The organism is Pseudomonas sp. B21-032, from assembly GCF_024748965.1.
Classification (GTDB): Bacteria; Pseudomonadota; Gammaproteobacteria; order Pseudomonadales; family Pseudomonadaceae; genus Aquipseudomonas.
Window position 1 is genome coordinate 3369836 of the sequence record NZ_CP087180.1, and the last position, 13624, is coordinate 3383459.

Here is a 13624-nt window from a genome sequence, read left to right on the forward strand (position 1 = left end):
TTACCAGGCGCCATAGGGGATACCGTGGGCGTCAATGTAGGCTTGGGATTCGGGTTCCAGTGGTAGGTAGCCGTCCTCCGATGGCACGCTGCGACCGACCGCGCGGGTGACCTGGATGCGGTCCAGACAAACACCCCGTAGCCAGGCCTGGGCAATGCCGCCTGGGGCCAGGCCGATGGTAAGGTAGGTGCGGTACTGAGGAACCACTTTGCCGTCCAATCGGCAATAGGCCCTTTGCGCTGTCAACATGGTGTTACGAGCGGGTTGCGGTATCTCAACGACCACGTCATAGGTTTTCATTTCAGCCAGCGACTGCCATCGAACACGAATCATCTTGGGCAGATCACTGCCGCTTATGTATTTGCCCGAGCCAACACCGGTACGTTCAGACCAGCCGTCCTCAGGCCTGTGCGAAAAGTCCATCCTGGCGCCGCCGCCCATGACCCTCCAGAACCCCCGATCGCGAATGTCCAGTACGTCGGCGGCCTCGATCCAGACAGCCATATGAGTGGGTGCTACAAAACCCAGGTACCAGGCGTCATACGGCAGGCTGGATACGCCTTGCTTGGCACAGCCGGTCAAAATCAAAAAAACACAAAGTAGCGCGGTTCGAAGCCCTCTATTCATTGGGGTATACGCTACGTTCGCCGCTGTCATTAGGCCGATGGATAAACATCACATCAGCACTGTCGCTGATGGGGTAGCCTGCGGGATTCCAATGGGCCGACAAGTGAATGTACTTGGTCCGAAGTAACTTCTCTTCCTCCCAGACCAGTTCAGGGCTGCTGGTTTCACCTAGGGCATAGGCCATCAACTTGCGTGTTATCCCCTGTTTGCGCAGCCATTGCGTACTTCACCACCGGTGCTGGTGGCGTCTCCCTTGCGATAAAGCGCATGCGCCGACTCCCTGTGGCGACTCACAAGGATGCTATCGGACGCTTTTTTACTCGGCGGGGAACATCAGCCACCCATGCTGGATGGCGTGGGAAGAGTCAACAGGCTCCTAGCGCAATTGCTCCTGAATCTGCTCGCGCAAGCTGTTCAGGTCGAACGGCTTGGCCAGGATCGGCGCCTTGAAGGCGATCGGGCTGCCTGATTCGCGAATTTCTGCCGGGTAACCGCTGATGAAGATCACCTTCAGGTCCGGGCGCATCTTCACCGCAGGTTCGGCAATCTGCACCCCGGTGATTCCTCCCGGCAAACGAAAATCGGTGACGATCAGGTCCAGGTGCGGCTTGCTCGCGAGAATCTTGAAAGCTTGCTCACCGTTCTCCGCCACCAGCACGTGGTAACCCTCGCCCTTGAGGTAGTCCTCGAGAATCATGCGAATCACTGGCTCGTCTTCGACCACCAGTACTACGTCTTGCGCATCTTCACTCATGCCAATGCCTTGTTCGATAAAATATTCAGCTGTTTGGCTATACGACCCCGGCCTCAGGCAGAGGTTGCCTGGTGCCGGTCATTTTCCCGCAGCGATTGCGGCAGCGGCAGACGCACGGTAAAGGTCGCGCCCGCACCCTCAATGCTGTGCACGCTGATGCTGCCGCCATGGGCCAGCACAATCTGCTCGGAGATATACAGGCCAAGGCCCAGGCCGGCGCTGCTCTGGCTGGAGGCAACCCGCTCGAACTGCTGGAAAATCCGCTGCTGGTTGTGCTCGCTGATGCCGATGCCGTGGTCGCGCACTTCGACGCAGGCCATGCCGCCTTCCTCGAAGGTGCGCACCTGCACCGGGCTTTTCGCCCCATAGCGCAGGGCGTTGGTCAGCAGATTGGCGACCACCTGCTCGATGCGAAACTCGTCCCATACGCCGGCCAGCGGCACGCCGGCATTGAACTCGATATGCGACTCGGCAGCTGCGGCCTGGGCCTGGAAGTTCTCGATCAAGCCGCCGACCAGTTGCCCAAGGTCGAACTGGCTGGGACGGATCGACAGCTTGCCGGTGCGGATCCGCGACACGTCGAGCATGTCTTCGATCAAGCGGATCAGGCTGTTGATCTGCCGCTCGTCGCGCTCGACCATGGCGCGCATCTTGTCCAGGGTAAAGGCATCGGCGTTGTCCTTGGCCAGGTGCAGCTTGCGCAACTGGGTTTCCAGAATCAGGCCGTTGAGCGGCGTGCGCACCTCATGGGAGACGATCGACATGAAGTCATCGCGCATGCGCACCGCGTGCTCAAGCTCCCGGCGGGTCACCTGCAACTGGGCCAGCAGCAGTTCCTGCTCTTCGCGGCTGCGCTCCAGGGCTTCCAGTTGCTGGCCGAGGGCCTTGCGCTGGCGGAACAGGTCGACGAACACCGCCACCTTGCTTTTCACCGCCAGGCTGTCCAGCGGCTTGTGCAGGAAGTCCACCGCGCCGCTTTCATAACCTTTGAAGGCATAGTTCATTTCGCGCCCGGCGGCGCTGACGAAGACGATCGGGATGTTCTTGGTCTTCTCGGTACCGCGCATCAGTTCGGCCAGCTCGAAGCCGTTCATGCCGGGCATCTGCACGTCAAGAATGGCCAGGGCGAATTCGTGCTCGAGCAGCAGCGCCAGGGCCTGGTCGGCGGACTGGGCCTGGTGCACTTCGCGATCTTCGCCTTTGATCAACGCCTCCAGGGCCAGGAGGTTCTCCGGCAGGTCGTCGACGATCAGCAGTTTTGCTTGTATGTGCCTTAGCATTCTGGGGCTTCCAGGCTGGCGAGCAGTTGCCCGATGCCATTCAAAGGGAGTATGTAGTCGGGCCGATGCAGGGCCAGCGCCGCACGCGGCATGGTCGACACTTGCGCTTCAAGCGGGTCCTGGACAATGGTCCGGCCGCCTTGGCGCTTGATGCAGGCAAGGCCGCGGGCACCGTCCTCGTTGGCACCGGTCAGCAGCACGCCAAGCAGGCTCGCGCCGTAGGCATCGGCGGCCGACTCGAAAAGGAAATCGATTGAAGGCCGGGAAAAATGCACGCGCTCTTCCTGGCTCAACGACAGGCTGTGGTCACGCTCCACCGACAGGTGATAACCGGGCCCGGCCACATAAATGGTGCCGGGGGCGATGTCTTCCTTGTCGCGCGCTTCGCGCACCGGGCGCTTGAGCCTGCGGGCAAGGACCTCGGCCAGGTGGCTGCGCCGGTCATCCGGCAAGTGCAGCACGCACAGCAGCGGAATGCGAAACGCCGGCGGCAAGGCATGAAACACCGTGAGCAAGGCACTGACGCCGCCCGCCGAAGCGCCCAGGGTAATCGCCTGAACGCCGTTCATGATTTGCGGTAGATCCGTTCGGGCTTGACCAGCGCCTCGAACTTGTCGGCATAGGCCGAAAAGTCCAGGGTTTCCTTGCTGCCCAGCACCAGAAAGCCGCGATGGCACAATGACTCGTGAAACAGGCCAAACGCGCGGTCCTGCAGGGTCTTGTTGAAGTAGATCAGGACGTTGCGGCAGGAGATCAACTGGGTTTCGGAGAACACACTGTCGGTGGCCAGACTGTGGTCGGCGAAGGTCACGTTGTCGCGCAGGCTGCTGTCGACGATGGCGTTGCCATAGGCCGAGGTGTAGTAGTCGCTGAGCTCACCGCGCCCGCCGGCCTTGCGGTAGTTGTCACCGTACAGGCGCATGTTGTGCATGCTGTAGATGCCCTGCTTGGCCTTCTCCAGGGAGCTGGGGTTGATGTCGGTGGCATAGATGATGGTGCGCTCCAGCAAGCCTTCTTCACGCAGCAGGATGGCCATCGAATAGACCTCCTCGCCGGTGCTGCAACCGGCGATCCAGATCTTGATCGACGGCCAGGTACGCAGCAGCGGCACCACTTCCTGGCGCACTGCAAGGAAGTGCTCGGGGTCGCGGAACATCTCGCTGACCGGGATGGTCAGGAACTGCAGCAACTGCATGAACATGCCCGGGTCGTGCAGCACCCGCTCCTGCAGGGCCGAGACAGTCTTGCAGTCGAACTGGCGCAATGCGTGCTGGATCCGGCGCTTGATCGAGGCGCCGGAGTAATCGCGAAAGTCATAGCTGTACTTGAGGTAGATCGCCTCGATCAGCAGCCGTATTTCAATGTCGGTGTTGCGTTCGATACTCAAATTCGCTCCAGTTGCGGCAGCCAGACACGGATCAGCGAGAACAACCGGTCAAGGTCGATGGGCTTGGCCAGGTAGTCATTGGCCCCGGCCTGCAGGCAACGCTCCTGGTCATCCTTCATCGCCTTGGCGGTGACGGCGATGATCGGCAGCTTGCGCCAGCGCGGGTCCTTGCGGATCAGGCGGGTGGCTTCGTAGCCGTCCATCTCCGGCATCATCACGTCCATCAGCACCAGGTCGATGTCCTCGTGCTGCTCCAGGCGCTCGAGGGCTTCGCGGCCATTGCGCCCGATCTCGACAATCGCGCCCTTGTGTTCCAGAGCGCTGGTCAGGGCAAAGATATTGCGCACATCGTCATCCACCAGCAGCAGCTTGCGGCCCTCGAAGACCTTGTCGCGGCTGCGCGCGGTCTTGAGCATGCGCTGTCTTTCATGGGACAGCTTGGATTCGACTTTGTGCAGAAAAAGCGTCACTTCATCGAGCAGGCGCTCGGGCGAGCGCGCACCCTTGATGATGATCGAGCGCGAGTACTTGAGCAGGTCGGCTTCTTCTTCGCGGGTCAGGTTGCGCCCGGTGTAGACGATCACCGGCGGGAACGCGCGGATGTCGTCGTCGGACATGCGCTTGAGCAGCTCGTTGCCGAGCATGTCCGGCAGCTTGAGGTCGATGATCATGCAGTCGTAGATATTCTCGCGCAGCAGGTCCAGGGCCTGCTGGGCCATGCCCACCGCGGTGATCTCGATGTCTTCGTCGCCGATCAGGCGGGCAATGCTTTCGCGCTGCAGGTCATCGTCCTCGACCAGCAGGATGTGCTTGAGCTTCTGGGTCAGCTTGGCTTCCAGGCGCGCGAACACCTGTTTGAGCTCTTCGCGGGTGGCAGGTTTGACCGCGTAGCCGATGGCGCCCATGTGCAGCGCCGCCTCGACCCGGTCCTCGACCGAGATCACATGCACCGGAATGTGCCGGGTGCTGGCCTGCTCTTTAAGGCGCTGCAGCACGGTGAGACCGGAATGGTCCGGCAGGCGCATGTCCAGCAACACCGCATCGGGAATGAAGCTCGCCGCCAGTTCAAAGCCCTCGTCGGCAGCCTGGGCCACCAGGCAGCTGTAGCCCAGTTCGTGGGCCAGGTCGAAGAGGATACGGGCGAAATTCGGCTCGTCTTCGATCACCAGGATCAAGCGGTTGCTGAACGGCGCCTTGTCGCGGTCGTCGGCAAAGCTCGGCGCCGGGCGTGCTAGCGGCGCAGGCGCAACGGGTGCCGGCAACGGCGCGCTGACCAGGCGCGCTGGCTGATGAACGATCTGCACCGGGCTCTGATCGATAATCGGCTCGTAGCGCTCCGGCAGGACCAGGCTGAACACACTGCCCTGGCCCAGGCTGCTGTCGACACTGATCTGCCCGCCCAGCAACTGCGCCAGGTCACGCGAGATCGACAGGCCCAGGCCGGTGCCGCCATACCGGCGGTTGGTGGTGCCATCGGCCTGGTGGAAGGCTTCGAAGATGCTTTGCTGCTGGTCGGCGGCGATGCCGATGCCGCTGTCGCGCACCGAGAAGACAATGCCGGCGCCGGGCTGCCAGCCGATAGTGAGGCTGACTTCGCCGCGTTCGGTGAACTTCACCGCGTTGGACAACAGGTTCTTGAGGATCTGCTCCAGGCGCTGGCGATCAGTGTACAGGGTCGCCGGCACCTGCGGCTCGACCGACACCGTGAAGCTCAGCTGCTTCTCGCTGGCCAGCGGCTCGAACAGATTACGCAGGCCTTCGCTCAGGCGCGCCACGTGGGTGGTTTCCGGGCGCACTTCAAGCTTGCCGGCCTCGACCTTGGCGATGTCGAGAATATCGTTGATCAGGTTGAGCAGGTCGTTGCCCGCCGAGTAGATCGACTCGGCAAACTTGACCTGCTCGCCGGTGAGGTTCTCTTCGCCGTTCTCGGCCAGCAGCTTGGCCAGGATCAGCGAGCTGTTGAGCGGTGTGCGCAGCTCGTGGGACATGTTGGCGAGGAACTCGGACTTGTACTTGCTCGAGCGCTGCAGCTCTTCGGCGCGCTCCTGCAGCTCGACCTGAGCCTGGTTCAGTTCACCGTTCTTGCGGTCCAGCACATCGCGCTGCTCGGCCAGGGCTTCGGTGCGCTCGGCCAGTTGCTCGTTGGTCTGCTCAAGCTCGGCCTGCTGGGTTTCCAGGTGCGCCTGGGACTCCTTGAGCACCCGCGATTGCTCTTCGAGCTCTTCGTTGGCGGTTTTCAGCTCTTCCTGTTGCACCTGCAGCTCTTCGTTGAGCTGCTGGGTTTCGGCCAGCACTTCCTGCAGGCGCTGGCGGTAGCGGGCGCTCTCGATCGAAGTGCCCATGTTGCCGGCCACCAGTTCGAGGAATTCGATGTCGCGTTCATCCAGGCTGCGCAAGAAGCCCAGTTCGACCACGCCGTTGATCTGCCCGTCGTTGCTGGTCGGCATCACCAGCACGCTGCGCGGCAGGCCCTGGCCCAGGCCACTGCTGACCTTGAAGTAGTCAGCCGGCAACTCGTCCAGGCGCAACAGGCGCTCCTGCATCACCGCCTGGGCCAGAATGCCTTCGTGGCTGGCAACCCGTTGCTCTTGCCCGGCCTGCTCCGCCGACATACCGTAAGTGGCCACCCGGCGCAGGCCGCCGTGCTCGTCACGGGCGTACATGGCGCCGACAGCACTGCCCAGGTAACCGGCAAAAAAACGCAGGATGTTGTTGCCGAGCATAGGCAGGGTCAGTTGCCCGAGCACCTGGCTGGCCAGCTCGGTCTGCCCGGTACGCAGCCAGGCCTGGCGTTCCAGGCGCTGGTTGGCCCGTTGCTGCGACTCAAGGCTGCTGGCGTAGCTGCCCGACAGCGCCAGCAGGTCGCGGCGGCCCAGGTAGGCCAGCAGGCCGCTGAGCAGGATGACAAACACCAGGTATGCCGAAATCGACACGAGGGTGGTGGTATTCACCGTGTCGTTGCGGGCCACCCGCAGCTGATGCTCCATGGCAATGAACGCGTCGAATTCCTTGCGGATTTCGTCGGTCAGGCGCTTGCCCCGCCCGGAGCCGACGGCCTCGCGGAAATTACCGTTGTCGCGGCGCAGGCTGATCATGTTTGCGGCGAAGGTGTTCCACTCATCCTGCAGGCCCAGCAGGCGCTGCAGGCGGTCAACCTGCTGCGGGTTGTCGGCCACCAGTTGTTCCAGGCCCTTGATGCCGGCAATCACCTGCGGCTTGGCCACCTCATAGGGGTCGAGAAAGCGCTCCTCGCCGGTGATCAGGAAGCCGCGCATGCCGGTTTCCATGTCGATCGACAGTTTCACCGTCTCGTTGGCGTTGTTGATCACCCGGTCGGTGTGTTCAACCCATTGAATGGCCGACAGCAGGTAGCTGATGATCGTCACGAACACCACCGCACTGAGCAGCCCTACCCCCAGGGGCAGGCCGATGTTGCGGGTCAGCAGCTTGCGAAAGCTGCGCTGATCGATTGAGGCTGGTTGAATCATCTCAAGACGCCCGAGCTAAGGAAGCAAACGAAAGAGTGTGGCGGAATTTTCGAGTAATCGTTCTATTTTCCGCGGGAACGGCCATTCTGCCAGCCCTTCCTACTCCGAGTCTAAACGCCTTTGGCCATTCTGGCAGGGCACTTAGCCAGCATTTGAGAGGTGTCGCGCGCAAACGTTCCCTGCTTTTTCAATGACCGCTATGCTGTTCATTCGGGAGGCTTTTTTCAGCGCAGAGGGAACTTCAGGGCGTGCCCGGCTTACAGATAATGAACAGACTTTTGTACAGGAATACCGCCATGCCGCAGACATCCCCGCCCCTGCTCGTCGTTGAAGATGACGATATCGTGCGCATGCTGACGGTCGAGGTGCTTGAAGAGCTGGGCTATCAGGTGCTGGAAGCGGCTGATGCGCACACGGCGCTGGTGGTTTTGCAAAACACGCAACAATCCCTGGCCTTGATGCTCACCGATGTCGGCCTGCCGGACATGAACGGCAAGGACCTGGCCGTCAAAGCCCGGGAACTGCGGCCGGAGCTGCCGGTGCTGTTTGCCAGCGGCTATGGCGACGTTGACATACCCCTCGGCATGCACCAGATAACCAAGCCGTTCAGCATCGACCAGTTGCGTGACAAGGTGCAGGGTATTCTCCAGGCCATTTAGTGCACCTACCGGCCAGCACGGAATCTGCTTTAATACACACTTTTTGCCAAGGTCCCCGATGCCCATGCCCGCCCCTGCCCTCAACGTCCTGGTCATCGGTTACGTGTGGCCCGAGCCGCGCTCTTCGGCCGCCGGCTCGCACATGATGCAGATCCTTGAAACCTTCGTGCAGCGCGGTTGGCGCGTCACCTTCAGCAGCCCCGCAGCCATTGGCGAGCACAAGGCCGACCTGGCGAGCCTGGGCATCGGCGAACAGACCATTGCCCTCAACGACAGCAGCTTCGACGCGTTTGTCAGCGAACTGGCCCCGGACGTGGTGCTGTTCGACCGCTTCATGATGGAAGAGCAGTTCGGCTGGCGCGTCGAAAAACACTGCCCCAACGCCTTGCGCGTGCTGGAAACCTCCGACCTGCAAAGCCTGCGCGATGCCCGCCAGCAACTGCTGCGCCGGCGCCTGATCGAAGGCCTGGACCCGAATGACTTTCGCGCGCTGTTCAACACTTCCGGCCCCGACCTCTATCGGCAGATGGCCAGCGCCGACCTGACCCTGCGCGAACTCGCCGCCATTTACCGCAGCGACCTGAGCCTGATGATTTCCGATGTCGAGATCGACCTGCTGATCAACGGCTTCGGCGTGCCCGAGCACTTGCTGCACTGGTGCCCGCTGATGCTCGACGCCCCCAGCGAGCCGTTCAAGCCATTTGCCGAGCGCGCGCATTTTCTAAGCATCGGCAACTTTCGCCATGCGCCTAACTGGGACGCGGTGCTGTGGATGAAGAACAGCCTGTGGCCGATGATCCGCCGGCGCCTGCCCCAGGCGCAGTTGCACATCTACGGCGCCTACACCCCGCCCAAGGCCACGGCGCTGCACAAACCCGCCGAGGGCTTTCACATCATGAACTGGGCCGAAGACGCCCTTGAAGTGATGAGCAGCGCGCGCATTTGCCTGGCGCCGCTGCGCTTTGGCGCCGGGATCAAGGGCAAGCTCACCGACGCCATGCAGTGCGGTACCCCCAGCGTCACCACCCCCATCGGCGCCGAAGCCATGCACGGCGCCCTGCCCTGGCCCGGGGCAATCGCCGAAACCGCCGAAGGCCTGGCCGAAGCCGCCGCCGCCCTGTACAGCGATGAAGCACGCTGGAACCGCGCCCAGCAGGACGCGCTGCGCTTGCTCGGCGCACGCTACGACCGGCACCAGCACGCCAGCGCCCTGGTCGAGCGTATCGAGTACGCCCTGGCCGACCTCGACCAGCACCGGCTGTTCAACTTCACCGGCGCCATGCTCCGTCACCACCAGCACAAAAGTACCCAGTACATGTCGCAGTGGATCGAGGCCAAGAACCGCCTGGCTACAGCGGCCGACGCAGCAGATAAGTGTCCATGATCCAGCCCTTGCGCGCCCGTGCCTGTTCACGGGCGGCGAGGATCTGCGCCTTGACCTCCAGTAGCGGCCCGGCGATCAGGACCTGATCGGCGCTACCCAGGTAAGCGCCCCAGTAGATATGCAACTGCGGATCGTCCAGCGCGGCAAAGGCGCACTGGCCGTCGAGCATCACCACCAGGTTGTCGATGCACGGCTGTTCAGCCAGGCGCCGGCCAGGCAGCACGGTCAGTGGCTCGCCGATACGGTTCAAGGGAATACGGTGAGCGGCGGCCAGGGCCTGGACGCTACTGATGCCGGGGATCACCTCAAGCGACAGGGCCACGCCACGGGCCTGGACCAGGTCGAGAATACGCAGGGTGCTGTCGTACAGGGTCGGCTCGCCCCAGAGCAGGAAAGCGCCGCATTCGCCGTCAGCCAGTTCGTTTTCGATCAGGTTGGCGTACAACGCCGCACGCTGCTGGTGCCAGTCCTCGACGGCGCCAACGTAATCGCTGGCAGCGCCATCGCGCAGGGGGTCTTCGACCTGCACCAGGCGATAGCCGGGCTTATCGATGTAACACTCGAGAATGTGCTTGCGCAGTTGCAGCAATTCGTCCTTGACCGCACCCTTGTCGAGCACGAAGAACACCTGGGCCCGGTTCAGCCCGTCGATGGCTTGCAAGGTGATCTGGCGCGGATTGCCCGGCCCGATACCGATCAACAGCAGTTGTTTCATTGCACGTCGCTTCCATGATTCGGCCAGCCTTCATAGTCGGCTGGCCGAAGCACAATGGCAATGTACTGCGCTTTAGAAAATCGAGAAGTTGTAGCTGACGATCACCCGGGTTTCGTCCATGTCGCGGGCATACTTCTCATAGTTGCTGCGGTAGGTGGAGTTACGCAGGCGCACGCTGACATCCTTGAAGGTGCCGCTCTGGACCTGGTACTTGAGTTCGCTGTCGCGCTCCCACTCCTTGCCCTCGGCCAGGCTGCCCGGGACCTTGATATGGTCGCCGTTGATGTAACGGGTAAAGAAGCTCAGGCCCGGTACACCCATGGCCTTGAAGTCGTAGTCGTAACGCAGTTGCCAGGAACGCTCCTGGGCCGCCGCGAAGTCGTTGACCTGAGCGTAGTTGACCAGGTACGGGTTGCTGCCATCCAGGTACGGCATGGCGTTCTCGCCATACATGCGCTGCCAGCCGGCGCTGACCTTGTGACCACCAAGGCTGTAGCCGAGCATACCGCTGAAGGCGCGGTGATCGATGTCACCGGCGCGGGCACGGCCAATGTCATCGCTTTTTATCAGGCGCAGGTCGGCCGACAGGCTGCCGACGCTCAGCGGCTGGCTGACCACCAGGCCGAAAAAGTGCTGGCGGTAGATGTTTTCAAGTTTGCCTACCTGGTATTGCGCACTGAGGCGGTCATTGAACTTGTAGTCGATCCCGGCCATGTCGAAATGATCGGCCGTGGTACCACAGGCGTAGCGCTTGTTCTTGCAGTGAACGCGAATGTCCTCGCGGTCGGTCGAGTCCCGCGCGGTGTACTTGTCCAGGCGCGCCACGGTGAACTTCAGGTCCTTGAATTCTTCGGAGCTCAGCATCGCGCCCTGGAACATCGTCGGCAACAGGCGGCCGTCGTTGTACTTGAGCAGCGGCATGTCCGGCATCATCGAACCGACCTTGAGCACAGTCTGCGAATAACGCATCTTGCCGGCTACGCCCATCTTCGCGTACTGGTCTACCGAACCACGCGGATCATGTCCGCTGGAGGGCAACAGACCACTGTTGCTATCGGCCGGACTGGAGTCGAGTTTGAAGCCGAGCATGCCGATGGCATCTACACCAAATCCTACAGTGCCTTCGGTATAACCAGACTGCACATTGAGAATAAAGCCCTGGGCCCACTCTTCGCGTTTCGACGCGCCCTGGTCGGAACTGGTATGACCATCGCGAAAGTCACGATTGAAGTAGACGTTGCGTGCTTCGACTTTGGCGCTGCTGTCTTGAAGAAAACCAGCGGCCTGTGTCGAGACAGCAGCAAACATCGCGAGCAGGCCGACAAGGCTGCGCCCGGGCGCGAGAGGGTATGGGGCAAACATGAGAAGCGAAATCCGAAAGAAAGGCAAAAAACAACCGGCGCCGATCCCGGCGCCGACAATGCTCCCAGCGTCGATGGCAGTCGACGGTGACCGATCATGATCTCGCAACCGCTCTATTTCGGGCCATTGGACCATGGTCTAAGGCCGCTGGCGGAATATTGACTAGTTCTTTGGTCAAGGTCTGGTGGCAATTAAGAAAGTTCCATAACACACAATATAAAAGTTTAATGTTTACCCACTGCGCGACGACTACTACACTCTTTATTAGTGCGATGTTGTGCCCAACCCGGTGGCGGCTGCGTTATACAGAATGTTGCTATCTACACGCATGCCGGGCCACTGCAGACTTAAAGGAGTGATGACAGTGTCCAGACTTGCAGAGTTCCGCGCCGCCGAAAAGGCCCTTCAGGAACAAATGGCGCAATTGGAGGCGCTGAAAAAAGACGCCGGCCTGAAGCGTGAAATCGAGTTCGAGAAGAAACTTGTCGACCTGATGAAACACTACGACAAGGGCCTGCGCGATATTGTCGCGATCCTCGACCCGAAGGCTACCCACAAAGCCCCGCCCAGTGCACCTAAACAACGCCGTGCGCGGGTGGTAAAGGTTTATGAAAACCCGCACACCGGCGAGTTGATCGAAACCAAGGGTGGCAACCACCGCGGCCTCAAGGCCTGGAAGGAGCAGTACGGGGCCAAGACTGTCGACAGCTGGTTGCGCAGGTGAAAAAACCCTTCACACTTTTTTCACATCGACTGGCTCAGGATGAAGACTGCTAACGGACTAGCGCCCCATACGCCCGCTTCGGCGGGCTTCTAATTCTTGCGCCCCGCCCCACAAAGGCGGGGCGCAAATCGTTTGCGCAATCGCTTCAGTTCCGTATCATGACGCCCTGACTGTTTTGCTGGCAACGCTGTTGCCAGCCTCAAATGCGGAGAGCCCATGAGCCTGAACCATCTCGACACCCTCCCTGGTGTCACCGCGCAACCGGATGCCGCGACCCACAATTTCGTTTTCAACCACACCATGCTGCGGGTCAAGGACGTTGCCAAGTCCCTGGACTTCTACACCCGCGTGCTGGGCTTCAGCCTGGTCGAGAAGCGCGACTTCCCCGAGGCCGAGTTCAGCCTGTACTTCCTCGCCCTGGTCGACAAGGCGCAGATCCCGGCCGATGCTGCCCAGCGCACCGAGTGGATGAAATCGATCCCGGGCATTCTCGAGCTGACCCACAACCACGGCACTGAAAACGACGCCGGGTTTGCCTACCACAACGGCAACACCGACCCGCGTGGCTTCGGTCATATCTGCATCTCGGTGCCGGACATCCGCGCCGCCTGCGAGCGTTTCGAGCAACTGGGCGTCACCTTCCAGAAGCGCCTGAGCGACGGCCGCATGAAGCACCTGGCATTCATCAAGGACCCGGATGACTACTGGGTCGAGATCATCCAGCCGACCGAGTTCTGATCCTTCTCGCCGGTTCCCACGGTGTGCGCCAGAGCTGTGGGAGCCGGACTTGCCAGCGCTCGCAGCCAACTATTACACCTGCAAATCACGTATTACGGTCTAGCTTCCGAGGATCACGCCCCATCAACGGATTGCTGCCGGCGTTTCGCTGAAGCTGACGTTCGTCGGCCCGGATCCAACCGCGCCGCTGCTGTGGTATACCCGAAAAAGCACCCTGACTGAGGCGCTTTCGATACCACAGCAGCGAGGTAAGGACGATGAAAACCCTTCAATGCGAGCATCGCAACCACACCATCACCGCCAGCGTCGAAACCCACCCCGGCATCCCCACGCCCTATAACGCCGGCTGCCTGATCACCGATCCCGAAGGCCACACCAGCCGGCGCTTGTCATTGCCAGTGAAGATGGCCTACCTGGCCGACCTGGAAAACGCCCAGCATGCGGCGCTGGCCCACGGCAAGTGGCTGGTCGATCAGCAACTGGACAGGCGCCAGCAACTGTTCTGA

At 61.4% G+C, this 13624-nt stretch carries 13 protein-coding genes; 5 read left to right on the top strand and 8 right to left on the bottom strand.

Going from position 1 to position 13624, the window contains the following annotated elements; all coding sequences use genetic code 11:
- The 6 genes from LOY54_RS15440 to LOY54_RS15465 form a co-directional block, all read right to left on the bottom strand.
- Window positions 1-657: a DUF2931 family protein gene (locus tag LOY54_RS15440; RefSeq protein ID WP_309475649.1), complete on the bottom strand. Its 657-nt coding sequence runs from the start codon at window positions 655-657 to the stop codon at window positions 1-3.
- Between the two features lie 346 nt (window positions 658-1003).
- On the bottom strand, window positions 1004-1381 hold the full coding sequence (locus LOY54_RS15445) for a response regulator (RefSeq protein ID WP_093381910.1): 378 nt from the start codon (window positions 1379-1381) through the stop codon (window positions 1004-1006).
- Window positions 1382-1434: 53 nt separating this feature from the next.
- Window positions 1435-2661, bottom strand: coding sequence for a hybrid sensor histidine kinase/response regulator (locus tag LOY54_RS15450; protein WP_045198057.1), 1227 nt, complete (start codon window positions 2659-2661; stop codon window positions 1435-1437).
- Window positions 2655-3230 carry a chemotaxis protein CheB gene (locus LOY54_RS15455; RefSeq protein ID WP_195884329.1) on the bottom strand — a complete coding sequence of 192 codons (576 nt, stop codon included), beginning with the start codon at window positions 3228-3230 and terminating at the stop codon, window positions 2655-2657. Before LOY54_RS15455 ends, LOY54_RS15450 begins: the two co-directional genes overlap by 7 nt.
- Window positions 3227-4048 (bottom strand): protein-glutamate O-methyltransferase CheR, encoded by an 822-nt coding sequence (locus LOY54_RS15460; RefSeq protein ID WP_045198052.1) that lies wholly within the window; start codon window positions 4046-4048, stop codon window positions 3227-3229. Before LOY54_RS15460 ends, LOY54_RS15455 begins: the two co-directional genes overlap by 4 nt.
- Window positions 4045-7536 carry a response regulator gene (locus LOY54_RS15465; protein WP_258607026.1) on the bottom strand — a complete coding sequence of 1164 codons (3492 nt, stop codon included), beginning with the start codon at window positions 7534-7536 and terminating at the stop codon, window positions 4045-4047. Before LOY54_RS15465 ends, LOY54_RS15460 begins: the two co-directional genes overlap by 4 nt.
- A 296-nt stretch (window positions 7537-7832) precedes the next feature.
- On the opposite strand from LOY54_RS15465, the gene LOY54_RS15470 reads away from it, so the two are divergent.
- Window positions 7833-8195: a response regulator gene (locus LOY54_RS15470; RefSeq protein WP_093381907.1), complete on the top strand. Its 363-nt coding sequence runs from the start codon at window positions 7833-7835 to the stop codon at window positions 8193-8195.
- Window positions 8196-8259: 64 nt separating this feature from the next.
- Window positions 8260-9579 (top strand): glycosyltransferase, encoded by a 1320-nt coding sequence (locus LOY54_RS15475; protein ID WP_258607027.1) that lies wholly within the window; start codon window positions 8260-8262, stop codon window positions 9577-9579.
- Here the strand turns inward: LOY54_RS15475 and cobF are convergent.
- Window positions 9545-10294 carry a precorrin-6A synthase (deacetylating) gene (gene cobF, locus LOY54_RS15480; RefSeq protein WP_258607028.1) on the bottom strand — a complete coding sequence of 250 codons (750 nt, stop codon included), beginning with the start codon at window positions 10292-10294 and terminating at the stop codon, window positions 9545-9547. The two genes, LOY54_RS15475 and cobF, sit on opposite strands and share 35 nt — an antisense overlap.
- 72 nt (window positions 10295-10366) lie before the next feature.
- The gene (locus LOY54_RS15485) at window positions 10367-11656 is read right to left on the bottom strand and encodes an OprD family porin (RefSeq protein ID WP_258607029.1); all 1290 of its coding nucleotides are present in this window, start codon (window positions 11654-11656) and stop codon (window positions 10367-10369) included.
- Between the two features lie 364 nt (window positions 11657-12020).
- On the opposite strand from LOY54_RS15485, the gene LOY54_RS15490 reads away from it, so the two are divergent.
- The 3 genes from LOY54_RS15490 to LOY54_RS15500 all read left to right on the top strand — a co-directional run bounded on the left by LOY54_RS15490 (window position 12021) and on the right by LOY54_RS15500 (window position 13624).
- Complete coding sequence (locus tag LOY54_RS15490; RefSeq protein WP_093381900.1) at window positions 12021-12380, top strand: histone-like nucleoid-structuring protein, MvaT/MvaU family; 360 nt, start codon at window positions 12021-12023, stop codon at window positions 12378-12380.
- Window positions 12381-12596: 216 nt separating this feature from the next.
- Entirely contained in the window at window positions 12597-13118 is a 522-nt protein-coding gene (gloA, locus tag LOY54_RS15495; protein ID WP_258607031.1) for a lactoylglutathione lyase, read from the top strand.
- Window positions 13119-13375: 257 nt separating this feature from the next.
- Window positions 13376-13624: a hypothetical protein gene (locus LOY54_RS15500; RefSeq protein WP_195884332.1), complete on the top strand. Its 249-nt coding sequence runs from the start codon at window positions 13376-13378 to the stop codon at window positions 13622-13624.